The 24,032-nt window shown below is 48.2% G+C and carries 26 protein-coding genes; 16 read left to right on the forward strand and 10 right to left on the reverse strand.

Going from position 1 to position 24,032, the window contains the following annotated elements:
- Positions 1-11 precede the first annotated feature (11 nt).
- Both ACO6VG_RS22420 and ACO6VG_RS22425 read right to left on the reverse strand, forming a co-directional pair.
- The gene (locus ACO6VG_RS22420; RefSeq protein WP_422134320.1) at positions 12-632 is read right to left on the reverse strand and encodes a phosphoadenosine phosphosulfate reductase family protein; all 621 of its coding nucleotides are present in this window, start codon (positions 630-632) and stop codon (positions 12-14) included.
- 174 nt (positions 633-806) lie between these two features.
- Positions 807-1,442 (reverse strand): O-methyltransferase, encoded by a 636-nt coding sequence (locus ACO6VG_RS22425; protein ID WP_422134321.1) that lies wholly within the window; start codon positions 1,440-1,442, stop codon positions 807-809.
- A 207-nt stretch (positions 1,443-1,649) separates the two neighbouring features.
- Between ACO6VG_RS22425 and ACO6VG_RS22430 the strand changes: the two genes are divergently transcribed.
- The gene (locus ACO6VG_RS22430) at positions 1,650-1,928 is read left to right on the forward strand and encodes a SelT/SelW/SelH family protein (RefSeq protein ID WP_422134322.1); all 279 of its coding nucleotides are present in this window, start codon (positions 1,650-1,652) and stop codon (positions 1,926-1,928) included.
- A gap of 68 nt (positions 1,929-1,996) precedes the next feature.
- Here the strand turns inward: ACO6VG_RS22430 and ACO6VG_RS22435 are convergent, their stop codons facing one another.
- The 3 genes from ACO6VG_RS22435 to ispZ form a co-directional block, all read right to left on the reverse strand.
- The gene (locus tag ACO6VG_RS22435) at positions 1,997-2,695 is read right to left on the reverse strand and encodes a TIGR04211 family SH3 domain-containing protein (protein WP_422134323.1); all 699 of its coding nucleotides are present in this window, start codon (positions 2,693-2,695) and stop codon (positions 1,997-1,999) included.
- Positions 2,696-2,796: 101 nt separating this feature from the next.
- On the reverse strand, positions 2,797-3,096 hold the full coding sequence (locus tag ACO6VG_RS22440) for a YciI family protein (protein WP_422134324.1): 300 nt from the start codon (positions 3,094-3,096) through the stop codon (positions 2,797-2,799).
- Entirely contained in the window at positions 3,097-3,672 is a 576-nt protein-coding gene (ispZ, locus tag ACO6VG_RS22445) for a septation protein IspZ (protein WP_422134325.1), read from the reverse strand.
- 180 nt (positions 3,673-3,852) lie between these two features.
- Here ispZ and ACO6VG_RS22450 point away from each other — a divergent pair, with 180 nt between their 5' ends.
- The gene (locus ACO6VG_RS22450; RefSeq protein WP_422134326.1) at positions 3,853-4,773 is read left to right on the forward strand and encodes a PHP domain-containing protein; all 921 of its coding nucleotides are present in this window, start codon (positions 3,853-3,855) and stop codon (positions 4,771-4,773) included.
- Between the two features lie 57 nt (positions 4,774-4,830).
- Here ACO6VG_RS22450 and ACO6VG_RS22455 read toward each other — a convergent pair whose 3' ends face one another.
- Entirely contained in the window at positions 4,831-6,603 is a 1,773-nt protein-coding gene (locus tag ACO6VG_RS22455; protein WP_422410302.1) for an RING finger domain-containing protein, read from the reverse strand.
- A 474-nt stretch (positions 6,604-7,077) separates the two neighbouring features.
- Between ACO6VG_RS22455 and ACO6VG_RS22460 the strand changes: the two genes are divergently transcribed.
- From ACO6VG_RS22460 to rapA, 10 genes are all read left to right on the forward strand, one after another.
- A complete protein-coding gene (locus tag ACO6VG_RS22460; RefSeq protein ID WP_422475735.1) occupies positions 7,078-7,281 on the forward strand; it encodes a hypothetical protein in 204 nt (67 codons plus the stop codon).
- Between the two features lie 105 nt (positions 7,282-7,386).
- Positions 7,387-8,016 (forward strand): GNAT family N-acetyltransferase, encoded by a 630-nt coding sequence (locus ACO6VG_RS22465; protein WP_422134328.1) that lies wholly within the window; start codon positions 7,387-7,389, stop codon positions 8,014-8,016.
- 434 nt (positions 8,017-8,450) lie between these two features.
- Complete coding sequence (locus ACO6VG_RS22470; protein ID WP_422134329.1) at positions 8,451-8,933, forward strand: hypothetical protein; 483 nt, start codon at positions 8,451-8,453, stop codon at positions 8,931-8,933.
- A gap of 430 nt (positions 8,934-9,363) precedes the next feature.
- On the forward strand, positions 9,364-9,987 hold the full coding sequence (locus ACO6VG_RS22475; protein ID WP_422137123.1) for an L-threonylcarbamoyladenylate synthase: 624 nt from the start codon (positions 9,364-9,366) through the stop codon (positions 9,985-9,987).
- 414 nt (positions 9,988-10,401) lie between these two features.
- Entirely contained in the window at positions 10,402-11,616 is a 1,215-nt protein-coding gene (locus tag ACO6VG_RS22480; protein WP_422134330.1) for a tryptophan--tRNA ligase, read from the forward strand.
- 142 nt (positions 11,617-11,758) lie between these two features.
- On the forward strand, positions 11,759-12,622 hold the full coding sequence (locus ACO6VG_RS22485; RefSeq protein ID WP_422134331.1) for a segregation and condensation protein A: 864 nt from the start codon (positions 11,759-11,761) through the stop codon (positions 12,620-12,622).
- On the forward strand, positions 12,622-13,551 hold the full coding sequence (gene scpB / locus ACO6VG_RS22490) for an SMC-Scp complex subunit ScpB (RefSeq protein ID WP_422475737.1): 930 nt from the start codon (positions 12,622-12,624) through the stop codon (positions 13,549-13,551). Before ACO6VG_RS22485 ends, scpB begins: the two co-directional genes overlap by 1 nt.
- 117 nt (positions 13,552-13,668) lie before the next feature.
- Positions 13,669-14,580 (forward strand): 23S rRNA pseudouridine(2605) synthase RluB, encoded by a 912-nt coding sequence (gene rluB, locus ACO6VG_RS22495; RefSeq protein WP_422138369.1) that lies wholly within the window; start codon positions 13,669-13,671, stop codon positions 14,578-14,580.
- 155 nt (positions 14,581-14,735) lie between these two features.
- Positions 14,736-15,023: a YebG family protein gene (locus ACO6VG_RS22500; RefSeq protein WP_422134334.1), complete on the forward strand. Its 288-nt coding sequence runs from the start codon at positions 14,736-14,738 to the stop codon at positions 15,021-15,023.
- A 370-nt stretch (positions 15,024-15,393) separates the two neighbouring features.
- Entirely contained in the window at positions 15,394-18,264 is a 2,871-nt protein-coding gene (rapA, locus tag ACO6VG_RS22505; RefSeq protein ID WP_422475739.1) for an RNA polymerase-associated protein RapA, read from the forward strand.
- 98 nt (positions 18,265-18,362) lie between these two features.
- Here rapA and ACO6VG_RS22510 read toward each other — a convergent pair whose 3' ends face one another.
- The 3 genes from ACO6VG_RS22510 to lpxL all read right to left on the reverse strand — a co-directional run bounded on the left by ACO6VG_RS22510 (position 18,363) and on the right by lpxL (position 19,959).
- A complete protein-coding gene (locus ACO6VG_RS22510) occupies positions 18,363-18,638 on the reverse strand; it encodes a type II toxin-antitoxin system RelE/ParE family toxin (RefSeq protein WP_422138371.1) in 276 nt (91 codons plus the stop codon).
- Positions 18,638-18,907 carry a CopG family ribbon-helix-helix protein gene (locus ACO6VG_RS22515; protein WP_422475741.1) on the reverse strand — a complete coding sequence of 90 codons (270 nt, stop codon included), beginning with the start codon at positions 18,905-18,907 and terminating at the stop codon, positions 18,638-18,640. The genes ACO6VG_RS22510 and ACO6VG_RS22515 overlap by 1 nt, the downstream gene beginning before the upstream one ends.
- A gap of 104 nt (positions 18,908-19,011) precedes the next feature.
- On the reverse strand, positions 19,012-19,959 hold the full coding sequence (gene lpxL / locus ACO6VG_RS22520; protein ID WP_422134338.1) for an LpxL/LpxP family Kdo(2)-lipid IV(A) lauroyl/palmitoleoyl acyltransferase: 948 nt from the start codon (positions 19,957-19,959) through the stop codon (positions 19,012-19,014).
- 275 nt (positions 19,960-20,234) lie between these two features.
- Between lpxL and minC the strand changes: the two genes are divergently transcribed.
- The 4 genes from minC to ACO6VG_RS22540 all read left to right on the forward strand — a co-directional run bounded on the left by minC (position 20,235) and on the right by ACO6VG_RS22540 (position 22,737).
- Entirely contained in the window at positions 20,235-21,017 is a 783-nt protein-coding gene (minC, locus tag ACO6VG_RS22525) for a septum site-determining protein MinC (RefSeq protein ID WP_422134339.1), read from the forward strand.
- A gap of 47 nt (positions 21,018-21,064) precedes the next feature.
- Positions 21,065-21,880: a septum site-determining protein MinD gene (gene minD / locus ACO6VG_RS22530; RefSeq protein ID WP_317142193.1), complete on the forward strand. Its 816-nt coding sequence runs from the start codon at positions 21,065-21,067 to the stop codon at positions 21,878-21,880.
- Positions 21,877-22,134 (forward strand): cell division topological specificity factor MinE, encoded by a 258-nt coding sequence (gene minE / locus ACO6VG_RS22535; RefSeq protein WP_422134340.1) that lies wholly within the window; start codon positions 21,877-21,879, stop codon positions 22,132-22,134. The genes minD and minE overlap by 4 nt, the downstream gene beginning before the upstream one ends.
- 426 nt (positions 22,135-22,560) lie before the next feature.
- Positions 22,561-22,737 carry a hypothetical protein gene (locus ACO6VG_RS22540; RefSeq protein WP_422134341.1) on the forward strand — a complete coding sequence of 59 codons (177 nt, stop codon included), beginning with the start codon at positions 22,561-22,563 and terminating at the stop codon, positions 22,735-22,737.
- Positions 22,738-22,818: 81 nt separating this feature from the next.
- Here the strand turns inward: ACO6VG_RS22540 and ACO6VG_RS22545 are convergent, their stop codons facing one another.
- The gene (locus tag ACO6VG_RS22545) at positions 22,819-23,796 is read right to left on the reverse strand and encodes an NAD(P)H-quinone oxidoreductase (protein ID WP_422134342.1); all 978 of its coding nucleotides are present in this window, start codon (positions 23,794-23,796) and stop codon (positions 22,819-22,821) included.
- Positions 23,797-24,032: the final 236 nt, after the last annotated feature.

Below are 24,032 nucleotides of genomic sequence, written 5' to 3' on the forward strand. Positions count from 1 at the left end.
CCCTTAACGATTCAGGACACCGAGGTGTGCAGCCCACACTCCCGGTTACCAATCACTTTGGTAGGGTCGTAATAATCTTCTTCAATAGGAAGGTCGTTCATGACCAGATACTCTTCAACATCCAGCTCTGACCAGTTCAACAGAGGGGCCACCCGGTAATAACCATCTTTGGTTTCACTGACGACCTCTAGCCCCTGACGAAAAGCGGTCTGGTCTTTCCTGATGGCCGTTAACCAATAGTCCGGAGAGAAGCTCTGCATGGCCCGTCCAAAAGGCTCCAGTTTGACCTGACGGGTAAATTCGTCATGAGCAGGCGTATCCACCTCCGGCACACCGCCCATAATGGCATCGCGGTAAGCACGACTGTACTCTGGATGATAAATCTGAATGTTCAACTCCAGCTTCTGGATTAAACCCCGGGCGAAGCGGTACGTAGCATGCGTCCCGTAGCCTGAATCAATCCAGATAACCGGCAAATCAGGTTGAATTCGGGTAGCCATATGCAGAATGGCAGCCTCATGGGGACCAAAGTTGGTGGTAACCAGCGGCTTAACGGCCTTTTGCAGAGCCCAGCGGATTATCTCTTGTGGCGAGCGCTCGGCAAGCTCACGGTTTATGGTCTCCAGATCCATTGACTTCCCCCGAAATGTTTCTTCTTTAACACTTATGTCTTGATTCAGTCGAACTATAGGTGATGAAGTTCCCGGTACGCAATGGATCGTCTAGAACATATCTTTCTTTGCAAATAGTGAGTTGGACTAATGCCCCAGGTCAGAATTAAGAGAATTGCAAAAGAATGATAAAAATCAGATCTTCCGTACCACATGAAGACCATGCCTGACAGGTAAGAGAACATTATCCAGATCCTCTCTGGAAGACAGATAACGGTTAAGCTCTGCAATCACCTCGTCCCGCTCATCCTGAGGATTCAAAACACCACCTTTCCAGAGGGCATCGTCAATGACAATAAGCCCCCCCTGCTTGAGCATGGGGAGTATAAGCTCCAGGTATTCAAAGTACTTTTTCTTGTCGGCATCAATGAAAACAAAGTCGAGCTCGCCCTCAATGCTAGGGATGGTTTCCAACGCTTTGCCAAACAGTACTTTCAACTTATGAGAATGAAGTGATCGATCAAAGAACTCCTCTGCAATAGCAATGGCTCGCGGGTTGGTCTCACAACAATAAATTTCCCCATCCTCTGGCAGTGCTTCTGCCATGGATAAAGCCGCGTAGCCGGTGAACATGCCAATTTCCAACACTCTTTTGCTATTGCTCAGGGCCACCAGCAGTTTCAAGGTTTGTCCCACCATTCTTCCTGACATGTTTCCCGGGTAGCGGGTCCGGTCCTCCGTCGCCTGGGCCAGCTCTTTCAGAAGTGACGATTCACCGCCGGTAATGTCATGGCAATATTGTTCAATATCGGGATTTACAATGACCGTCATGGCCCTTCCTTCACTGCATTAACGGGCTGATTCTATCAGCAGCCTGCTGAGTAAAAAATGCCTTTTAACCATGCCCGGTTGATAAACTCATGGTAGGATTTGAAGTAGCTTCCCGAACCCTCTGAACAAGTCAGACAGGAACAAGGGGCTCAATCAAAAAAATAAAAAAAATCCATCACTCACCCAACCCCTCCAAGGCAGTAGACTGTGACAGAAAAACCCATTATAGAAATAGAATATTGTAGCCAGTGTCAGTGGCTGCTTCGCTCTGCCTGGCTAGCTCAGGAACTGCTCAGTACGTTCAGTACTGACCTGGGGGAGGTGAGACTGAAGCCCGGAACAGGTGGTATCTTTATCATCACCCTGAACGGTGAACAGATCTGGGAGAGAAAACAGGACGGCGGCTTTCCTCAGCCCAAGCAGATCAAACAGAAAGTTCGTGACCTGATAGATCCGGAACGGAATCTCGGCCACAACGACCGTTGATTTATGTTACTCCGATCAAAGTGAGGCTCTGACGATCAACCAGAGCCCTTTTCAAATATTTACGACATTTAAATCCAGTCTGACGCCGGCTTTTTGCGGAATCGGATCATTGGCAGGAACAGCCCCAGCAGAATCCCTATGATTATCGTACCACCCCCATAGAGGTACCAACGCATAGTGCTGCTGCGAATCAGCTGGTTATTTTCAGCCTCAACCACCTCAATCCGGTTTTTCAGCTGCAAATTTTCTTCCATCAATTGTTTGTTCCGACGATCCAGTGCCTGAGGGTCGGCGGTGGCTTCTCTCAGGGCAATAAACTGAGAGGTTTTGTCATCCAGCAATCCTGCAGTTTCCTGAAGAGAACCTTTTACACTTTTCAGCTCATTCTCAGTGGCAGATAGCTCAGACTTCAGAGCCGTATTTTCTTTGCTCAGCCGCGAAACGTTTGCCAGCACTTTTGGCAAACGCTCTCTGGCAGGCTGCTCGGCCACCAGGTACTGACGGGGGATATAACCTTCTGATCCATCGGCCATTCTGACCTTGCTGAACCCTTCTCCGGCGTCAGCTTCGAGAACAGTCATTTTCAGCCCTGTTTTCAGGCCCCGGTGCAAAATCCGGTATTGATTACCAGGCCCTGACCGCATTGGCACATAAACGACATCCGTAACATAACGTGTTTCAGCCTGTACTGGTTCAGCCTGAACCATTGAACCCAGCATTACTAAACCGGTGAGTGATAAAAACAGTTTGGGTAAGGTTTGTTTCACGTTTTCTCTCTTAACCAGGCTGCCCTGTTATCAGAATTATTCGAACAGGGCAGCATCCTGCAAAACTTAATTATAAAAATGACAGACTTCCGGAAGGAAAATCAGGGCAGTACTCGCTTGAATGGCTTCACACTTACAGAATGATAAACACCGGCGGCCACGTAGGGATCATCATCAGCCCAGGATTGTGCGGCTTCGAGGCTGTCAAATTCAGCAATAACAATACTGCCACTGAATCCGGCTTCGCCCGGATCGTTACTGTCGATAGCAGGACAGGGGCCTGCCAGGATCAGACGCCCCTGAGACTTCAATACCTCAAGCCTTTCCAGGTGAGCAGGTCTGGCTGTCTTGCGCAGAGACAGACTATTGTCAACATCTTCACTGATGACTGCGTAAAGCATTTATTTTTCCTCAGCCTGTATATGTCTCGAGATGACCAGAAACTGCAAGACAACAAAGACAAAAGTAAGAATCAGGCTACCAAACACCTTAAAGTCAACCCAGAACTCGTGGAAGGTGAAAGCCACATAAAGGTTAGCGGCACCCAGTAGTGCAAAGAATACAACCCAGCTCAGATTCATACGAATCCAGATCTCATCCGGCAGGCTGATGGCATGCTCCATCATTCTCTGAACCAGGCTTTTCTGGCCAACAAACTGACTGCCCAGAAAGGCGGCAGCAAAGATCCAGTTTACAATCGGCGCTTTCCATTTCAGGAAGTTTTCGTCCTGAAAGGCCAGGGTCATGCCACCGAATAAAACCACGGCCATAAGCGTAATCACCTGGCTCTTTTCAAGGGTTTTGTTCTTGATAAAGCTGCCACCATAAACAATGACAGAGGCAATGATCAGGAAGAAAGTGCCACTGATAGCACCTCCGACCTCAAGGGAATATCCGGCTACATCCACCATTCTGGGGTCCATCTTGTAGACCGTAAAAAAGATAATAAGTGGAATAAAATCAATCAGTTGCTTCATATTAAACCAGTCGGGTTACCTTGTGATTTACTTCGATATTTCGCTCAGGGTTTCTCACTAACCAAGTTCAGAGCTCGTTAAATCATCCTGTAGTTTACTATGGAACGGCTGCATTGCCATGTCTGGTCGACTCCACCCTGCCAACTTTTTAAAAGCCTTTACAGTTCCATTGGTGGTAGAGTGTACAGACAGTTACTACTTATTTGTATCGCAATGACCCTGAATGTCGACCTCCATTGTCACACCACCGCATCCGATGGTTCCATGGGACCACTGGAAGTTTATGAACGAGCACGTGATAAAGGTGTCGATATACTGGCTATTACGGACCATGATTCGGTGGCTGCACACCAGTTTCTCTCCAATAAAACACTCTCTGGCCCCAGGCTGATCACCGGGACGGAATTATCAACCACCTGGTCTGCCATGGAAATCCATATTGTCGGCCTTAACTTTTCCCTGTCGAACCCGGATCTTGAACGAATCATCCATCACCAGTGCTCCGCCAGAAAGCAACGATCTCTGATGATCGCCAGCCGTCTGATGAAACAACTGAAACTGAAGATCAGCGCTGACACTTTGATGAATGAAGTCATTGATCTGGCATTGAACCGGCAGAAACAATCGCCTGACGGCTTTGTTTTATCCAGAGAAAATATCCAGACAGGCCGACCTCATTTCGCCCAATGGCTGATTGAAAAAGGCTACGTCAAAGAGATGCAAGCAGCTTTTGACAGGCATCTGTCGCACCAGAAAATAGGCAACTTGAAGGCCTTCTGGCCTCCCATGGGTCAGGCCGTAGCCTGGATCAGAGCCCTGAATGGTACGGCTGTGTTAGCTCACCCCGGAAAATACAAAATGACCCGCACCAAGCTCAGAGCTCTGGTCAAAGACTTCAAACTGGCTGGCGGCCATGCCCTGGAAGTCAGTGGCTGCCAACAACCTCCCGGACAGCGGGAAGCACTGGCAAGCCTTTGCCAGGACTTTGAACTCAGAGCCTCAAGAGCCAGTGACTTTCATACCCCCGCCAAACCTTGGGTAGAACTGGGCAGAGCGCCAGAACTTCCCAAGGGTGCTCTGCCCGTCTGGGAGAACTGGTAGATAATTTACTAATGCCTGAGTGCCAGAAAACACTGATTCTCACGCTCCCTTGCTCAATTAACCATCCCTCCATAGTTCGGTAACTTTTGCTAAGTGACCGGAACTTCTGGTCACCACATGGCGACTATCGTTGCTAAAGCTGGCCGATAAGATCTTTTCAGAATGGGAAACGGTGGCTTTTCGTTGCCATGATCCGTCAGCCTTCCGACCAATGATTTGAGCTCTGCGATCAAAACTGGCAGTCAGCAAATGATCGCCATCGGCATTGAAGGTGGCTGATCTGATCGAATTATTATGATGAATGGTCGTTTCTTTCCACCATGATCCATCGGTCCTCTTACCAGTGATTTGCACCTTGTCATCTCTACCAACGGTCGCCACACGGCTACTATCTGGGCTAAAGACGGCTGAGATAACACTTTTTTCGTGGGAAATGATCGCTTTTATTTTCCATGTTCCATCGTCTTCCCGGCCATAGATTCTTGCCTTATGATCATCACCAGCTGTCACCAGATAGCGGCCATCCGGGCTTAAGCTGGCAGAGTTGACAGAGTTATCATGGACAATGACGATTTCTGTTTTCCATGATTTATCCGCCTGCAGACCATGGATTTTCACCGTATTATCGTTACCGACACTGACCACATGGCGTCCATCAGTACTAAAGGTGGCTGAACTGATCGAATCATTATGGTTAATGAACATTTTTGGCTCCCATGATCCATCGTCCGCTCGCCCATAGATTTTTGCCGTATGATCCTCACCAACGGTCAGTACATGGCAACTGTCGGGACTGAAGGTGGCTGAGTTGACAACATCGTCATGAGCAATGATGGCTTCTTCTACCCATGATTTGTCATCCTTCTGGCCATAGATTCTCGCAGTATGATCCATACTGGCGGTGACTAGATGGCAGCCATTGGGGCTGAAGCTGGCCGAGTTGACACCATCACCATGGGTAATGACGAATTCTTCTACCCATAATTCATCATCCTTCTGGCCATAGATTTTCGCCGTATGATCCATGCTGGCAGTTAATACATAGCTGCCATCAGGGCTGAAGCTGGCTGAGTTGACAACATCATCATGAACAATGATGGCTTCTTGCGCCCATGATTGGTCGGCCTTCACACCGTGGATTTTCGCCGTTCCATCGTCACTGGCGGTGATCATATGGCGGCCATCAGGGCCAAGGCTGGCTGAGTTGATCCAGGATTTGTGAGCAACACTGGATACTGTCACTGGAAGCATTGTTTTTCCTAAAACATTGACAGCCTCTGATACACTTGTTTCCTGGCTGTTATACCTGCAAAGCTGGATATAATGAATTAAGGTTTCATAACTTACTTCTGCTTTAAGTGTTTCCTTTATACTCCGATCGTAAATCGCCCTATTTGCAACAGCTAAAGAATTGCAATCACCAAACTCATTCAACAGTTTTTCAAATTCGTTCAGCTTTTCGCCCAGGCCATTAAATTCTTCCGGGCACGAAGGGCAGTTTTCAACCCGACCGTCTGCCAGACTGGTTTTCAGCCACTCATTAAAGCACCTCAGGTGAAAAAGATGATCACAGGGGGTTTGCAATAACCTCGACCATTTAATGGGATCAGTACAAATTGAGCACTCCCTATCATTAACTTTCACACGTTCCACATTAAATGCATTATCGCGAAAGGCACTGACATCCATGTAAATATCTTGTTTTTTTTCGGGTACTATTGTGGTAGATCTTCCTGCACTGACACAAGAAGACCCTCCTTTCATTCGAGTTCGCTTAGGTTCTGGTAAGAGTGAACCTGCAATACTGTTACTGTTTCTTGTTACATCCATGTTTTATTTCTCCAAAGTCACCAACTACTATCGATTGTCAAAAGAATCAACATTTCACCATGTGACTTAGAACCTGCATAGTAATAAAAGTTCAAATTTTCTTAACTGCAATTAACATTTTCTTAACTCATTCACACATTCCACAGGCTACTGCAAAAGTAAAACATCGGAAAAGTCAGTCTGCCGTCAGAACTTGGCCCTGGTAGCCGAGTGCTCCATTTTCGGGGAAAATCCATATATTTGAGTGACTAAGGGCTGAATAATCTTTATTGGCCTGCCGGGCAACGCTTCATTAGTGGCCGGAGCTCGTCGAACCCGTATCGATACTGAACAAGGTCAGCCATCCCCTGGACAGTGGCGGGTACACGACCGAAGACTATCTTTTGCAACCGCTGGAGGGCAGGTGGTTGTGCGGATGAACGGTTCGGTGTTTTTCGGTAAGCTAGCGCCTGGTTATAATGCAATAGGTTAACCATGAGCACACCGTCAACGCCCCTTAAAAAAACGGCCAACTATTATTATGGGCTGGGTATTTTTGTTGCTTTTTTCCTGGCCGTGATACAGATTGTTTCGGCACTCAGTGAAGACACGTGCAGGCCATCTGTTCAGAATACCCCAACGCGCAACTCAATTTCATGGCGCTGGTCAAGAATTACCGGAACCTGTATGTCCGTGTGAGTTCTATCCCTGGGTTATGTGGCACTCTCGGAAACACACTACGGCAAAATTGAACTACCAAGGTTTAGGAATGTCTAATTTCTGTATTTAAAAAGGAGTCTTCCTATGATTCATGGAATGATAGATTCAGCAAGCGTTCAGAATAAGCCTAAGATTAGTATTTCTCCTACTTTAAAAGAAGCTTCAGCTTTTATGGGCTTCAAGGTTAAAGTGATATGTAATTGCTCAGACCTCCCATATTTACCAATGTATTTTTCTTCTCTAAAAGAAATTACTCCCATTGACCCAATAGAAGAGATGAAAGAAGAATTCGAAAAACTTTCTAACAAAAGGCTTTCTGACAGGGCATGCAATTTGGTCATTATTGAGTTATTAGATTCTCAAACATCTAATCTTATAGCTTTTATATCTATGCAAGATAACAAAAAATCTTTGTTTGTGAAAATGCTGGCTACTCAGGATGAATATAAAGGTCGTGGAGCTGGTCAATTTCTTATGCGCTGCGCCATTGATGTTGCAATTAAAAGAAATATTACAACTGTTAAACTTAACCCTGAGGGCAGTGCGAGACAGTTTTATATCAAAAAAATTGGAATGATTGAAACTAATAATTCTGAATTAGAGTATTCTCATCCAAGATATAACGATATCAAAACACACTTCAGCCCAGTACTCTCAAAATTCAAGCTTATACAAACCGAGGAAAAAGGCTATTTTCATGTTTCTTCTTTTTAATCCCACAAAAGCCACATATGTCGGTACTTATGAAAAAGTAAGAAAGAGTAACATATGTGTTATGAACTATTTCTAATATTTTCTGCCATAATAATTAGTTCAGGAAGAGGTTACCTAGCATGGATGCTCAATATTTTACTAATACTTTATCAACCAGGCAATATCCCTCAGAAAACGAAGAAATCTCAAAGCTGACTTCTGAGCAGTTAAAACTAAAAGAGGTAGAGACACCCACTTGTTTCAACCCAAGAGTTATTAATGTTTTAGAAGATTGCAATATTTAATATCAACTCCGCCATAGCTAGCTACTGATTGAACCCTCAACTGATGAAGACCATTTATTCACTGAATTTAAAATCACATCTGATAGAGAAATTAAAAAAATAATCCCTCTTCACTGTTTACTGCCCTTCAAATATTCAGGAAGCAATAGAATGACCCCCACTCTATTGAAAAGCCACCGGCTTGATGAAAACATTATTGACGGTGTCATTGTCGACTCTTTACCCATTGCCCGCTTGTCAGTATCAGCAAATGAATACGAACACACTTGTATGCATGTAGCCATGTTTCAAACTGCATTGACATCACTTTCAAAGCCCGGGCAACCAAGATTTTTAACGACAACATGTGTTAATGATTGTCATACTGAAGTCTTCTGGGATCAAAAAACGCAAACGGCCATAATGACTCATTTTTTGCAAAACGATATGTGCAAGCCCTCTTTTGACTTCATGCTTGCGAAAATAACCCAGTTCGCACCCGTTAAAGATAGACAGACATTTATTGTTGGTGGCATTGTTGAACGGATGAGAGACACTGGCAATTTTTTGATTTTGCTGAAAAATATCTTGCTGAAAAAAGCATTCCTGTTAAACAAACTTTTCCGGGCAATAAAAAAAGACATACCAATTTAATATTTGATAGCAAGGAAGGCGTTATTTACGAGTTGCAACTATTAAACAAAGGGCGTCACCAGTTTCGCATCACTGACCGCAGAAAAGATTCTGCATACTCTTTTAAAAACACCGATTTTGATAAAAAGCTCATTAATACTGAAAGTACTTATTACTACTCTTCTGAAAACAAAAATCATTTTATACCCATAAATCTATACTTTTCTTCCTCATAACCCTTGCGCAGCTTACTGAGGATCGTGAAACCTTATCACTAAACCAAAGCCCTTAGTATCGTCCCGAATTGAACGCAAACGTTGCACCGGCTTGCTTCGGTGGTATGATGCGCACTCCAATTTTACTGCAAGAGAATGGCAACCTGTCGACATCCCTTTGAACACAGTATCCAAAAGACGGTTCAATAGGTGCAGGTTCCATGTATACAACAGCCATGAGTCAGTTTTTCCAGATCCACCCCGAGACGCCACAGCTTCGTCTGATTCGCCAGGCCGCAGAAATTCTGAGGGCTGGAGGGGTGATTGCCTACCCTACTGACTCAGCCTATGCCCTGGGCTGCCTGATCGGTGACAAGAAAGCGGTTGAGCGCATTCGCCAGATTCGTCGATTGGACGAAAAGCATAACTTCACACTGGTGTGCAGAGATCTCTCTGAACTGGCCACCTACGCTCAGGTCGACAATGTTCAATACCGTCTACTGAAACACCATACACCCGGCCCTTACACTTTCATTCTCAAAGGCACCCGTGAAGTGCCTCGCCGCCTGATGCATCCCAAGAGAAAAACCCTGGGTTTACGAGTACCAGAGTGCAGTATTGTAAGCGCCCTGCTCAATGAACTGGACGCGCCCTTAATGAGCAGTACTCTGCAGTTACCAGGTGACAATGAACCCATGCTGGACCCATACGACATTCGTGAAACACTTGAAAACCAGCTGGACCTGGTCATTGATGGAGGTTATCGAGGTATGGAACCAACCACCGTGATCAGTTTGCTGGCAGAAACGCCTGAAGTCCTACGCAAAGGTAAAGGCAATCCGGAACCGTTTCTCAACTGAATCCGATCCAATGCACTAATCTGTTGCTATCAGCCTGTCGGACTTAAGACTGTCCTACGCGGCAACTGCTCCTGCGTTGCTCTAGCTCCTGCATCCATGCAGTCGTGCGGCGGCAGCAAATTGGTCTAAAAATCCCTGTTTCTTCGTCAAATAGCTCGCTATTCTCCTCAGAAACAGAGATTTTTATCCTCAATTTCTTGCAATCCTCGCTACGGACGCTTAAGTCCGACAGGCTGCTAGAGAAATCCGACTTCATGACAGATTTTTTTACTGTGAAACATTTTTCATCTTCGGGGGCGACAAAAATTTGTTTCAGTCACCATGGCTGATTTATTCACTGCTGGCAAAAACACGCTTTTACCGTCGTGCAAACTGTCGTACCCTGTTCACTCAGGATTCTAACGGGAGAGCCTCTTGAGCGCTGTAGACTCACAGTCGCGTGTTCTATCTGGCATGCGACCTACTGGCCGATTACATCTTGGCCATTATCATGGGGTATTAAAAAACTGGCTTCGGCTGCAACATGAGTATGAATGTTTTTTCTTCGTAGCTGACTGGCACGCGCTGACCACTCACTATGAAGAGCCGGAAAAACTCGAAGATTCAGTCTGGGACATGGTCATTGACTGGCTGGCGACTGGCATCAATCCCGGTTCGGCCACCCTGTTCATACAATCCAGAGTTCCGGAGCATGCAGAACTGAATCTGCTGCTCTCCATGATTACCCCGCTCTCTTGGCTGGAAAGAGTGCCCAGCTACAAGGATCAGCAGGAAAAACTGAAGGAAAGGGATCTCTCTACCTTCGGCTTTCTTGGCTATCCACTCCTGCAAAGCGCCGATATCCTTGCCTACCGTGCAGGTCTGGTTCCTGTCGGTGCTGACCAGGAAGCCCACGTGGAGATTACCCGGGAAATCGCCAGACGCTTTAACCACCTTTATGGTCGGGAGCCCGGCTTTGAGGATAATGCCGAGGCCGCTATCGGCAAAATGGGCAGAAAAACTGCCAACCTCTACCGCAAGCTCCGTCGCGCCTACCTTGAACACGGGGATGACGAAGCTCTTGCCACGGCCAAGGCGCTGCTCAAAGAACAGAGCAATATCACCCTGGGCGACCAGGAAAGACTGTTTGGCTATCTGGAAGGGACAGGTAAGGTTATCTTGCCGGAACCTCAGGCTTTGCTGACTGAACAGCCCCGCATGCCGGGTCTGGATGGTCAGAAAATGTCCAAGTCCTGCGGCAATACCATCGGCCTCAGGGAAGACCAGGACAGTATTGCGTCAAAACTGAAAAAGATGCCTACAGACCCGGCTCGCATTCGCAGGAATGATCCGGGCGAGCCGGAAAAATGTCCGGTCTGGCAACTGCATCAGGTCTATTCAGATCAACAACGCAGAGACTGGGTTCAGGAAGGCTGTCGCTCAGCAGGTATCGGCTGCCTTGACTGCAAAAAGCCCCTGATCGAAGCGGTACAGGCTGAACTGGAGCCCATTCGTTCAGAAGCCAGGGAACTGGAAAACAATCCCGATGTCGTAAAAAGTATCATCGCCGAAGGGACCGAAAAGACCCGGGACGAAGCCCAGGACACCCTCAGGGAGGTTCGGGAAGCCATAGGACTGGACTATCGTTGAACACTGTGTTTCAGTGAAGTATCAGCTATTACAAACTACAGGTCAGGTTCTTCGAGCCTGATCATCATAAAAAGCAGTTTTACCGTTTGTCGGTCAAACTGCTTTTTTTCAGTTAGAGGATTCGAAACAGGGTGAAGCATCAATGACCTCCACGGAAACCGTGGCTGAGCCCGGAGAACAACCCCCTGAAGAGCTGACAACGCCAGCTCAATCGGACTCTGAGCCTGAACTCATTGAACACCAGATACGGGTTATGGGTCAGCCCATGGCCAAGTTGCCTGACGACCTTTACATCCCACCGGATGCCCTGCAAGTTTTTCTGGAAGCCTTTGAAGGGCCTCTTGACCTGCTGCTCTACCTGATCAAGCGCAACAACATGGACATCCTGAACATTCAGGTGGCAGTCATTACAGAGCAATACATGCAGTATGTAGAATTGATGGAATCAGGACAATTTGAGCTGGCAGCTGAATACCTTGTCATGGCCGCGACACTGGCCGAAATCAAATCACGAATGCTGCTGCCCCGGGTCTCTGAGGACGAAGACGAGGAAGAAGATCCTCGTGCCGAGCTGATTCGTCGACTGCAGGAATATGAGCGCTTCAAGAAAGCCGCAGAAGATATTGATCAAATGCCAAGAATGACCCGGGATCTGCATGAAGCCAGTGCGGCCCCACCCGACCTGGAAAAGGAACGCCCCCACCCGACAGTGGATCTCAAAGAGATCATGCTGGCCATGGGAGAAATACTCCGCCGCTCAGAAATGTACGTCAGTCACCAGGTTGAACAGGAAGCCCTGTCCACCCGTGAACGGATGAGTGAAGTTCTCTCCATGCTGACCTCTGAGCGTTTCACTCCCTTTGTTGCCCTGTTCCGGCTTGAGGAAGGCAAACTCGGCGTTGTCGTTACTTTTATGGCGGTGATGGAACTCATCAAGGAATCCCTGATCGAACTCATTCAGAATGAACCTTTTGGCCCTATTCACGTAAAGGCTCGGATTGACTGATGGAAGCAGAACAACTGCAACGTATCCTGGAAGGAGCCCTGCTGGCCAGCCAGAAACCCCTGACTGAAGAAAAGCTGGCCGCACTGTTCCCCGAAGACCTTTACTCTGAGGAAGAGCGCCCGGATGACAACCAGATTCGTGAGGCTCTGGTAGCTATCTCTGAAGCCTGTGAAGGACGGGGCTTTGAACTCAAAAAAGTGGCATCGGGATACCGCTTCCAGGTCAGACAGGAATTGTCACCCTGGGTTGGCAGACTCTGGGAAGAAAAACCACAGCGCTATACACGAGCACTGCTGGAAACCCTGGCCCTGATCGCCTACCGGCAGCCCATCACCCGGGGGGAAATCGAAGACATTCGCGGGGTGGCCGTCAGCAGCAACATTATACGAACCCTTCAGGACCGCGAATGGGTTCGGGTGGTAGGTCACCGGGATGTCCCGGGGCGTCCGGCCATGTTTGCCACTACCCGCCAATTTCTGGATTATTTTAATCTGGAAAATCTCAATGAACTGCCCCCCCTGTCCGAGATTCGTAATCTGGAAGAAGCAGCCCGGGAACTGGCAGAAGCTAACGATCAGAGCAGATCAGCGACAGAGGACTCTGAAGTTCAGGAGGACACTGAGGTGGAAGAGCAATCCTCTGATGAGCTATTTGCCGAACTGGATGAACTGGAAGCTGATCTGCCAGATAACTTTGACGATCTGATCCGTAAAAAGAACATCGATGAACCAGAACCTGAACAACCGTTGGTTGAGCAGGAGGCTGAACAGGAAGCTGAACAGGACACCCATATATCGGATTCGTCGGTAGGACTTTTCGCTGAAGAGGATCAAGTCGCACACCAGGCGACAAATCCATCCTTTGAAGAAGAGCCTGCTTCCGAAGCAGAAACACCCGTGGAAATATCAAACGAAATAACTAACCCCTGAGCAATGCCTGATGACCCGATGGAACAGCCACGGAAATCCACGCTGTCTTAACCTATCCTGAATCGCTATACTTTGGCCCCTTTGATTGAGAAACAGAGCGGCATAGCCGTAAATACCATGACAACTGAAACCACTCCTCCCCAGGGTGAGAAATTGCAAAAAATCCTGGCGGGCGCCGGCCTGGGCTCGCGCCGTGAGATGGAACGCTGGATCAGCGAAGGTCGAATCTCCGTCAACGGAGAACAGGCCAGCCTCGGCGACCGAGCCTCAGCTGAAGACAAGATTGCTGTCGACGGCCGCCCGGTCAAACTGGAAACCTATGCTTCCGGAATCCGTCGTGTCATCGCCTACAACAAGCCGGAAGGCGAGATTTGCAGCCGCCACGACCCGGAAGGCCGCCCGACCGTTTTTGACAAACTGCCCAGACTTCAGGGCGAACGCTGGATTGCCATTGGCCGTCTGGATATCAATACTTCCGGACTGATGCTGTTCACCACCGATGGTGAGTTGGCCAGTCGCTTGATGCACCCTTCTTACCAGGTTGAACGTGAATACGCTGTTCGAGTGATGGGTAATACAACAGAGCAGAAAGTTAAAAACCTCTTCGATGGCGTCGAGCTGGAAGATGGCCCTGCCCGTTTCACCGATATTGTTGACTCAGGCGGTTCGGGTATCAACCGCTGGTTTCATGTCTGCCTTCTGGAAGGCCGTAACCGTGAAGTGCGCAGACTCTGGGAATCACAGGATTTGACAGTAAGCCGCTTGAAACGAGTTCGTTTTGCCAATGTCATCATTCCTGACCACCTGCGCATGGGTCAATGGGAAGAAGTAGAAAAAACTGACATCGACGAACTGGCGGCAGCCGTTCAGCTATCACCCGCACCCAACACACCAACTCGCAGAGTCGATCCGAGACACACCAAAACCGGCCTGAAAACCAGAGGCACCCGTGGTAAACCTGCTATCAACAAGAAGCGGCCCTCGCCTCACAAAAAGCCTGGTGCTTTCAAAAAGAACAGGCATCGCTGATGTTATCTGAGCTCCAGCCATCGAGTTGGAGTTCTTGGTGATACCCTGAATATGCTTTAATGAGTTTCCATGCTGGCCCTGACCGGGTTCTCACTGGACAGATTAACTGTACTTATATACAGTTATATCTAAACCACACCTGACAGGAGAGGCCCATGTCTATTACCCCCATGTGGCGAGTTGACCGGGACGGAAGCATGTTTACAGATAAAAAAGCCGCTGAAGAATACGATCGCATGTTGGAACTGGCCGGGAATATCACCAGCCTGCTGGAAGATCACTTTGAAATTGATGAGCAACTGGCAGAAGAGATCGGCCTGATGTTCGCCAAAAACAAGGAAGCCTTCGCCAAAGCCTTTAAAGGCAAACCGGACCTGGTGCTCGAGATAGGCCAGACTGCTGAGCAAGACAATGACCCAAATGAGGATCAGACTTCGGCCTGAGCTGGCCTGCCAATATCCGATAACCAAGAGCGGAAAGCCCTGATCCGCTCTGCCACAAACCCTTTTTTATCCCCTCCCATTTAGAACGAATCAGGAATAAAGAGCATGGGTAAAAACAATCATCCATTTCCCTCTGACTCACTTCAGATTCAGCTTTAAAATAGCTCTTTGTGAAAAAAAGTCTTTCTTTCATTCCTGATAGAGAAACCCTTTTTTTTACCAAAAACAGCGGTTCTAAAGGTCATTTTTCCCGTAATCAGACCAAGACACTAGTGAAGCAACCCGCCAAGTAGCACTTGTACTGGTTGCTAATACAGCGAATTCCGCTAATATATCGGCCTTTTTGTCTGGCAAGGTATGTAGTCACGACATGACGAGCTTCGTTCCTGGACAGCGCTGGATCAGTGACACCGAAACTGAACAAGGGCTGGGTACCGTTCTGACTTTCGATAGTCGCATGGTAACCCTATTGTTCCCCACCACCGGTGAAACCCGGCTCTACTCCATTAATAACTGCCCGCTATCAAGGGTACAATTTAATCCTGGTGACAAGATAGAAAGTCACGAGGGCTGGACCATGACGGTGACAGAAGTCATCGAAGAGAATGGTCTGCTACTGTATAGAGGCGTTCTTCCCGACGGTAAGCCCAAAGAGCTTCCCGAATCGGAACTGGGCAACTTTATTCATTTCAACAAGCCGCAGGACAGAATGCTGGCGGGTCAAATAGACCAAAACAGCAACTTTTCCCTGCGATACAAAACTCTGTTGAACAATTGTCGACTACTCAGCTCTCCTGTGAGAGGGCTGCTCGGTGCCCGTACCAGCCTGATACCTCATCAGCTGCATATAGCGCGTGAAGTGTCTGGACGTCATGCTCCCAGAGTGATGCTGGCTGACGAAGTCGGCATGGGTAAAACCATTGAAGCCGGTCTCATCCTGCATCAGCAACTGATCACTGAACGAGCCAGTCGGGTATTGATTCTGGTACCGGAAACACTTCAGCATCAGTGGCTGGTTGAAATGCTGCGTCGTTTCAATCTGCACTTCGGACTGTTTGATGAAGAGCGTTGCCGTGCGATTGAAGATGAAAACCCGTTCAACACAGGGCAACTGATTCTCTGCAGCCTAGACTTCCTGAGCCAGTCCGAACATCGTTTTCAGCAAGCTCTTGAGGTCGACTGGGATCTATTGATCGTCGACGAAGCTCACCATCTGGTCTGGTCAGAAGAAAACCCCAGCCGTGAATATCAGGTTGTGGAAACATTGTCGTCACAAATTCCCGGCCTACTGCTGTTGACAGCAACACCTGAACAGATGGGACCCGAAAGTCACTTTGCCCGGCTCCGTCTGCTGGACCCTGATCGTTTCCACGATCTGGTGACCTATCAGGAAGAGGAAAAAAACTATGAGCCTGTGGCCGAAGCGGTTCAGGAGCTGCTGGAAAATAACCACCTGCCGGAAGTCGCCTGTCAGCACCTGACCGGTTTCCTGGGTCACGATTGTCAGCCTCTGATCGACCTGATCAATAATGGCTCTTCTGAACAAAAAGAAACGGCCCGCGAACAGCTACTAAAAACCCTCCTGGACCGCCATGGTACTGGCCGGGTTCTGTTCAGAAATACCCGTGCAGCGGTGGGAGGATTCCCCGGCCGTGTTGTTCAGGGATACGCCCAGAAGCTGCCCGAGCTTTATCAGATTGCCCAGGAAGAAGAAACCGAAGCCCGTGGTTCGCTCTACCCCGAACTGGCTTACCAATCCCATATCTGTGTTGATGATATGGACCCCTGGTGGAAGGTAGACCCACGCATCGACTGGCTGATTAACCTGCTGAAGCTGCTTAAAAAACAGAAAGTGCTGGTGATCTGTGCCAATGCCAATACCGCTCTGGATCTTGAGGACGCTCTCAGAATTCTGTCTGGCATACCCACGGCAGTGTTCCACGAGAACATGACTATCGTAGAGCGGGATCGAGCGGCTGCATGGTTTGCTGATGAGGAATACGGTGCCCAGGTTCTGGTCTGCTCCGAAATTGGCAGTGAAGGTCGCAACTTCCAGTTTGCCCACCACCTGGTGCTCTTTGATCTGCCTGCTCACCCGGATCTGCTGGAACAGCGTATTGGACGACTCGACCGCATTGGCCAGACCGAGACCATCAAAATCCATGTTCCCTTTATAGAGGGCACCGGACAGGAATTAATGTTTCATTGGTACGATCAGGGCCTGAATGCCTTCGCCGATACCTGTCCGTCTGGCAGCATGGTCTTTGAAAAGTTGGGTAAAGCATTCACTGAAGCACTGGCGCCTGAAAAGAAAACGACACTGGCAGACATTCAACCATTGATCGAAGAAACCGCAGATCTCAATGCAAAAATGAATAAACACCTTCACAATGGTCGGGATCGCCTGCTGGAAATCAACTCCCGTGGCACCCTCTCCAATGAAGATCTGATTAACGACATCGAAGCACAGGAAGAACCCAGGCAGCTCAAGCGCTATATGGAAAAGCTGTTTGAAGGATTTGGCGTCGAGTCAGAAGATCATTCCAAACATTGCCTCGTTGTGCGCCCGGGCAGCCATATGGTGACCTCCTTCCCGGGCCTTCCGGCTGATGGCATGACCGTCACCTTTGATCGGGATATGGCTCTTTCCCGGGAAGACATGCACTTCCTCACCTGGGAGCACCCCATGGTTCGTGAAAGCATGGACATGCTGCTCACCAGTGAAATGGGCAATACCTCGGTAGCTCTGTTAAAAAACAAGGCACTGAAACCAGGCACCATGCTGCTGGAAGCGATCTATGTCCTTGGAGCCACAGGGGAGAAAAAACTGCAGCTGGATCGGTACCTGCCTGCAACACCGATTCGCTGCCTGATCGATCCCGGCATGAACAACCTCTCGGAAAAAGTGGCCTTCGACACCCTGAACGCCCAACTTCAGCCCGTCAAAAAAGGTATGGCGAAGAAACTGGTGAAAGCGCAACGGGAGCCAATTCTGACCATGCTGGCCAGAGCAGAGCAAGCGGCGAAGGAACAGGTTAACCCGATTGTGACCGAAGCCTGCAAAAACCTGCTGAGCCATGTTACGGAAGAGATCAAGCGGCTGGCTGCCCTGAAAGCAGTGAACCCGAACGTACGTGATGAAGAGATTGAACACCTCAAACTGCGTGCCGCCCTGGGTCATCAATGTCTTCAGAAAGCGATGCTCAGGCTGGATGGTTTGCGATTGATGATCGCCGGTTAACAACGCATAGGGCACTGGCGCGATTTTTTTCGTGTTCAGTGCCATTGGTTGTTGTGTCTTTTTTGTCCTGTTTATAAGGTAACAACAGGTTACTGCTTCTATCGATCTTCACGAGTATGCCAGAGCCTCAAAATATAAATGGTTGAGTTCTGGATTTCATAGCGTATTTCATATTGCCCTATAAGTATCTTTCTGACTTTTCTAGGCCCAAAGGTTTCAAGCCGTTCACCAAGCCTTGGGGTTTCCAGCAGACTGTCTGGACAGGATGTCAAAGACTGAACCGTTTTAGCCGCAGCCTGATTATTTACCAGAGCTAAAAAATCGTACAGCCACGACAAATCAGAAAGGGCTTTGCTCGTCCACTTAATTTCCACTAGGGTGGAACCGGCAAGGGGTTATCAGTCCCAAGACTTTCTGCCCACTCTTGCACAGCCTGATGATCAATAACAGCATTTGCGTCTACGTCTGACAGCGCTTCCCGGGTTAGCCTGTCACGCTCTTCTTGCTGGTCAATCCAGGCGGAAAGAGCTTGCTTGATGATCCACCCACGTGATCGCTCAGGTCTCTGTGCGAGCAGTTCCACTTTTTCAGCCAAAGGTATTGGCACGTGGGCAGTTAGTACCTTCGTGTCTTTTTGAGCCATGACAACCTCACTTTTAATTAAATATTATTAATTATGAAAAATAGTGATTAATTATGATTAAGCCAAAAATGGTTTCAGACCCAGAAGCCATCAGATCATAGCAATTACTTTTTATAAAAACCCACCTCACCCTCAGGCCGGGTCTTGAATCGGCGATGCAACCACATATACTGATCCGGGTTTTTCTTTACCTGCTCTTCTACAAATTGATTGACCCGGATCGCATCCTGAAGATCATCGCCCCGGGGGAAGTCTTTCCAGGCCTCAAACACCTCAAGAACATAGCCCTCGGAACCCGGTTTTCGGGTGACCACCATGGGCACCACTCTGGCCTTACCCATTTTGGTCATTCTGGAAGTGCCAGTCACCGATGCGGTCTGAACACCAAAGAAAGGAGCAAAAACACTTTGCTTGGGACCATAATCCTGATCGGGAGAGTACCAGACGGTTTTTCCCTGTCTCAGGGATCTCAGCATACCTCTTACATCCCTTCGGCCTAACAGACGACTCCCCCGGTCATAACGCAGACGTTGCCTTCTCTGCATGTATTCAAAAACAGGATTCTTGTGTTCACGATAGGTCGCGTCGACACTGTGCCTTAGCGTAATCAGAGCGCCCGATATTTCTATGGTTGTAAAATGCAGAATCAACAAAAGGTTACCCTGGCCAGTCTCTGAATTGAGATTTTCAAGACCTTTATAGGTCACCAGTCGTTCAAGTCGCTTTCTTGGCCACCACCAGGCCATGATGACTTCCATCAGACCGATGCCAACCGACTCAAAGTTTTTCTGCAACAGGGCGTCCCTTTCCGCCTCACTTATGTGGGGAAAACACTTTTCCAGATTGACCCGGGTAATACGCACCCTGCTACCACCAAAACGCAATAAAAGACGACCTACCAGACGCCCGAGGAGCACCATGACAGAATAAGGAAGCAATGCCACCAGAGCGGTGAACCCCAGTCCCAGCCATACTGGCCAGAACTTTGGTTTCAGGTAGGACCACTGAAAGCGATCGGCTTCCGTAGTGTTACTTAATTCATCCGACTTCATCTATTCACCAGAAACCCTGTTTCAATAAACTTGCATAATCAGCGAAGCATCAGCCTGCCCTTGTCCGGCACTATTATCTCAGCTGCCGGGACCGAGGTCATGTTTCTCAGGGGCTAGCTTGTAAAATGACTTGAGAAATATTGCTTTTGATCGTAGCCTGACAAGCAATGCGGAGCGATAGGCCAGAAAATGAAAGGCATTGTAACTTTTTCCTATTATCCGTCAGATACAGCAAGAACATTGCTGACCTAACTTCCGTAAATAACATGGCCGCCATGAATTCAACTCTGACCTCAAAGCCATCAAAAGCCGCATTCCAGCTCAAAGGCGGCATTTATACGCTGACTACGCTTGAATTGCACAACAGCTGTCTGATCAGCTTTAGCAGGCAGTTGCAGGCGATGTCGGAAAAAGCCCCCCACTTCTTTCAGGAGACACCGGTGGTACTGGCCCTGGAGAAGTTACAAGCAACCATTGATGCCTCTGATCTGAGGGCTATTGCCGGGCGACTAAGGGAGTCCGGTATGATTCTGGTAGCCGTCCGTGGCAGCGAGCAGTTCAGATATACGGCGGAGCGTGCAGGCATAGCCTGGCTACCCTTTCAGAAGACAAAGTCAGAGAAAAATGTGGTCATGATGCAACAGAACGGTCAACCGATGCCGGTCGAACGTCATGAGCCAGCTCGCTTTGAGCAAAAAGAAGAAACCTCAGCCACCTCAGACTCAGAAACAAAAATTATCGATCAACCTGTTCGCTCTGGTCAGCAAGTCTATGCCCCGGGCGACCTGGTTGTACTATCACAGGTCAGTCCGGGTGCAGAATTACTGGCTGGCGGGCACATACACGTCTACGGACTTTTAAGAGGCAAGGCGCTTGCCGGGGTTAATGGCAATCCTGAGGCAAGAATTTTCTGCCATCGATTCGAAGCCGAACTGATTTCCATCAGCGGTCAGTACAAGCTCACCGATCAGACGGAAGAATCATCCTGGAGCCGCCACTGGGGTAAGTCTGTCTTAATAAGGCTTACTGAGGATCACTTGCACATCAGCAGGCTTTAATAAATACTTGAACATTAACCACCACTTACTATTCACAGGATTTGAACTTGGCACGCATAATTGTTGTAACGTCAGGAAAAGGCGGTGTTGGTAAAACCACAACCAGCGCTTCATTTGCCACGGGTCTGGCCATGAAAGGACACAGAACCGTCGTGATTGATTTCGATGTCGGGCTGCGAAATCTCGATCTTATCATGGGATGTGAGCGCAGAGTCGTTTATGATCTTGTGAACGTTATTAATGGCGAAGCAGCTCTTCATCAGGCGCTGATTAAAGACAAGCACACTGAAAATCTGAGCGTATTACCGGCATCACAGACCCGGGACAAAGAAGCACTGACTCTCGAAGGCCTTGAAGCAATTTTTGACGAGCTGGCAAAAGATTTTGAATACATTATCTGCGACTCACCTGCCGGCATTGAGCATGGTGCGCTCATGGCCTTGTACTTCGCAGACGAAGCTATCATAACGACGAACCCCGAGGTTTCTTCCGTCAGGGATTCAGACCGGATTCTGGGTATTTTGCAAAGCAAATCCCGGCGAGCTGAAAAAAAGCTTGATCCTGTTAAAGAGCATCTGTTGCTGACCCGTTATAACCCGACGAGGGTAGAAATGGGCGATATGCTTAATGTTGAAGACGTTCAGGAAATCCTTGCCATCCCTTTGCTGGCCGTTGTTCCTGAATCCAAAGACGTACTGAAGGCATCAAATCACGGTGTTCCGGTTATTCATCAGCAGACCACCGATGCCGGCCAGGCATACAATGATATGGTCGCTCGTTTTCTGGGCGCTGAATTACCCCACCGGTTTATTGAACCTCCGAAAAAAGGCTTTCTCCAGAAAGTTTTTGGGAGTCGTGCATGAGTCTGCTGCAATTTTTTAAATCCAGCAAATCCGAAGGCAGTGCATCAGTGGCCAAAGAACGTCTTCAGATACTGGTTGCTCACGAAAGACTGAACCGTTCTGGCCACGATTTTCTTCCGGCCATGAGACAGGACATACTGAAAGTCGTAGAAAAGTATTTTCAGGTAGCTGAAAACACCATCTCCGTCCGACTGGACAAAGATGGTGACTGCTCCACCCTGGAAGTCAACGTTCAGCTTCCTGAAAGCTCCTGACAGTCAGAGCCACCACCTATCTTTGTGCACATACAGTACTGGCATAGATTACTTCTATGCCAGTATCTTTCCAGCGTTGAATCAAACAGCTGTTTAATACCAATCAAACTTTCTAACTCCCCATTGAGCTGAAGATTTGAGCCTTAATCCTGCGTTGGCGATCGTCGCCACAGCTAAGGCTATGACTCCTCACACCTCCTGGTCTTAAGGCTCAAATCTCCATGCTCATCACAGGAGTTAGAAAGCAAGATTGGTATAACTCACCAGAATTTGACGCCTCCAACAGTTTGCAACGTTTTAATAACACAGCGTTGCAAACTGCAATTGAAACTCTCACTTAAGTACAAATTCAGACTAACCGAATGATTGAGTTGCTGTTATTCTTAAATGGTATCCATGCAAAAGCCAGCACGGTCAGGAAAGACTATGAAACATCACTACTCTGCGCCATTTAAAAGTCGGAAAACCACTATTCGCCCACAGGTTCGCGCATACAATGCAACTGCCTACCCAAAAAACCTGAAGCCTCTGATGAAAAACAGCAGCCAGCTGCCAGCCAGCAAGCCTGAAGGCAACGAATGCTTTGAGCTCGGCTATAACTGATACATTCTGCCGAGCGCCTTCCAAAGCCCAAAGCAGAATAATCATAGGCCTTTATGACTGTTTTAAAGCGACTCAAAATCATTACGCAGGCAAGGAAAGAATCACCTTGCCTGTTGTTTTATTGGATGCCATTAAATCATACGCTTTCTGATATTGCTCTATGGGAAGAACCGTATCAATAATCGGTTTTAATTGGCCCAGAGCAAATAAAGGCCAAACCTTTTCCACTAATTCGGTTAACAACCTTTCTTTTTCGGTAATTGGCAGAAAGCGCAGGGTTGATCCCATCACCTGAATTCTTTTCATTAACAACAGCCCCATATCCAATTGTGCTTTTCGGCCTGCCATTAAACCTATAGTGACAATTCTTCCGCCGTTATTCATTAAAGGCAGGTATCTTTCCAGCCAGTCTCCGGCACAGCAATCCAACACCATATCAAAGGGGCCAAAGGCATTAAGAACTTGCCAATCCTGCCTATGTCTGTTCAGGCCATTTTTTGCTCCCAGCTCTCTGCAGAATTGCAGCTTCTCATCACTGCCGACCACTACCGTTACATCAATGCCAAAATGGTCGCATAATTGAAGAACTGCAGTACCCACACCGCTGGCACCCGCCATCAGCAGAACCTTGTCTCCGGCTTTGACCTTGCCACGATGAAACAGGTTTAGCCAGGCGGTTGTGTAAACCTCAACAATGCCACCTGCCTGCACGAGGCTCAGCGACCCGGGAACCGGCAGCAACAGCCGCTGATCACACACTACGCTGGTCGCCAGTCCTCCACCCGGCAACAACGCACACACCTGCTGACCCGGCAACCACTGGCTGACATTGGCTCCAACCGTCTCAATAATCCCGGAGCATTCCAGTCCCATAACGGGCGTTACACCTTCTGGTGGATTGTAAGTTCCGGCCTGTTGCGACAGGTCGGCACGGTTAAGACCTGCGGCCACTACGCGAACTTTTACCTGATCTTTACCCGGAGGCTTATCGGGAAAAGATCGCCATTGCAATGCCTTGTCAATAGCCATAAGTCCGTGAAAGTTTTTGCTCTCTTGCATCTTTACTCAATCCTCGTTGATCAAGCCGATACAGGTATCATGAAAATACCTCCATTATCGAGCTTCATTGAATGAGGGTTTACCAACCTGAAGCGACTCTGACAGTCCACTGACTGGCTGCATTCAGTTATAGACTGTATTATGTCTCAGGGGATATTCACAATCACAAAAGAAAACTGATTGAGAAAGCCCCCAAAGCACTGGTAACTTAAAAATAGAGGTCAACCAATGCTTTG

The sequence above is a fragment of the Endozoicomonas sp. ALB032 genome (genome assembly GCF_049310125.1).
Lineage (GTDB): Bacteria > Pseudomonadota > Gammaproteobacteria > Pseudomonadales > Endozoicomonadaceae > Endozoicomonas_A.

Excerpts from the sequence above, each read along its gene's own strand:
- rluB (WP_422138369.1), top strand. The coding sequence starts at position 13,669 with ATGACAACTGAAACCACTCCTCCCCAGGGTGAGAAATTGCAAAAAATC.
- ACO6VG_RS22515 (WP_422475741.1), bottom strand. The coding sequence starts at position 18,907 with ATGGCTCAAAAAGACACGAAGGTACTAACTGCCCACGTGCCAATACCT.
- ispZ (WP_422134325.1), bottom strand. The coding sequence starts at position 3,672 with ATGAAGCAACTGATTGATTTTATTCCACTTATTATCTTTTTTACGGTC.
- ACO6VG_RS22545 (WP_422134342.1), bottom strand. The coding sequence starts at position 23,796 with ATGCAAGAGAGCAAAAACTTTCACGGACTTATGGCTATTGACAAGGCA.
- ACO6VG_RS22465 (WP_422134328.1), top strand. The coding sequence starts at position 7,387 with ATGATTCATGGAATGATAGATTCAGCAAGCGTTCAGAATAAGCCTAAG.
- ACO6VG_RS22440 (WP_422134324.1), bottom strand. The coding sequence starts at position 3,096 with ATGCTTTACGCAGTCATCAGTGAAGATGTTGACAATAGTCTGTCTCTG.
- minE (WP_422134340.1), top strand. The coding sequence starts at position 21,877 with ATGAGTCTGCTGCAATTTTTTAAATCCAGCAAATCCGAAGGCAGTGCA.
- ACO6VG_RS22540 (WP_422134341.1), top strand. The coding sequence starts at position 22,561 with ATGAAACATCACTACTCTGCGCCATTTAAAAGTCGGAAAACCACTATT.
- scpB (WP_422475737.1), top strand. The coding sequence starts at position 12,622 with ATGGAAGCAGAACAACTGCAACGTATCCTGGAAGGAGCCCTGCTGGCC.
- ACO6VG_RS22455 (WP_422410302.1), bottom strand. The coding sequence starts at position 6,603 with ATGGATGTAACAAGAAACAGTAACAGTATTGCAGGTTCACTCTTACCA.
- rapA (WP_422475739.1), top strand. The coding sequence starts at position 15,394 with ATGACGAGCTTCGTTCCTGGACAGCGCTGGATCAGTGACACCGAAACT.
- ACO6VG_RS22420 (WP_422134320.1), bottom strand. The coding sequence starts at position 632 with ATGGATCTGGAGACCATAAACCGTGAGCTTGCCGAGCGCTCGCCACAA.
- ACO6VG_RS22470 (WP_422134329.1), top strand. The coding sequence starts at position 8,451 with ATGACCCCCACTCTATTGAAAAGCCACCGGCTTGATGAAAACATTATT.
- minC (WP_422134339.1), top strand. The coding sequence starts at position 20,235 with ATGAATTCAACTCTGACCTCAAAGCCATCAAAAGCCGCATTCCAGCTC.
- lpxL (WP_422134338.1), bottom strand. The coding sequence starts at position 19,959 with ATGAAGTCGGATGAATTAAGTAACACTACGGAAGCCGATCGCTTTCAG.
- ACO6VG_RS22425 (WP_422134321.1), bottom strand. The coding sequence starts at position 1,442 with ATGACGGTCATTGTAAATCCCGATATTGAACAATATTGCCATGACATT.
- ACO6VG_RS22460 (WP_422475735.1), top strand. The coding sequence starts at position 7,078 with ATGAGCACACCGTCAACGCCCCTTAAAAAAACGGCCAACTATTATTAT.
- ACO6VG_RS22485 (WP_422134331.1), top strand. The coding sequence starts at position 11,759 with ATGACCTCCACGGAAACCGTGGCTGAGCCCGGAGAACAACCCCCTGAA.
- ACO6VG_RS22500 (WP_422134334.1), top strand. The coding sequence starts at position 14,736 with ATGTCTATTACCCCCATGTGGCGAGTTGACCGGGACGGAAGCATGTTT.
- ACO6VG_RS22475 (WP_422137123.1), top strand. The coding sequence starts at position 9,364 with ATGAGTCAGTTTTTCCAGATCCACCCCGAGACGCCACAGCTTCGTCTG.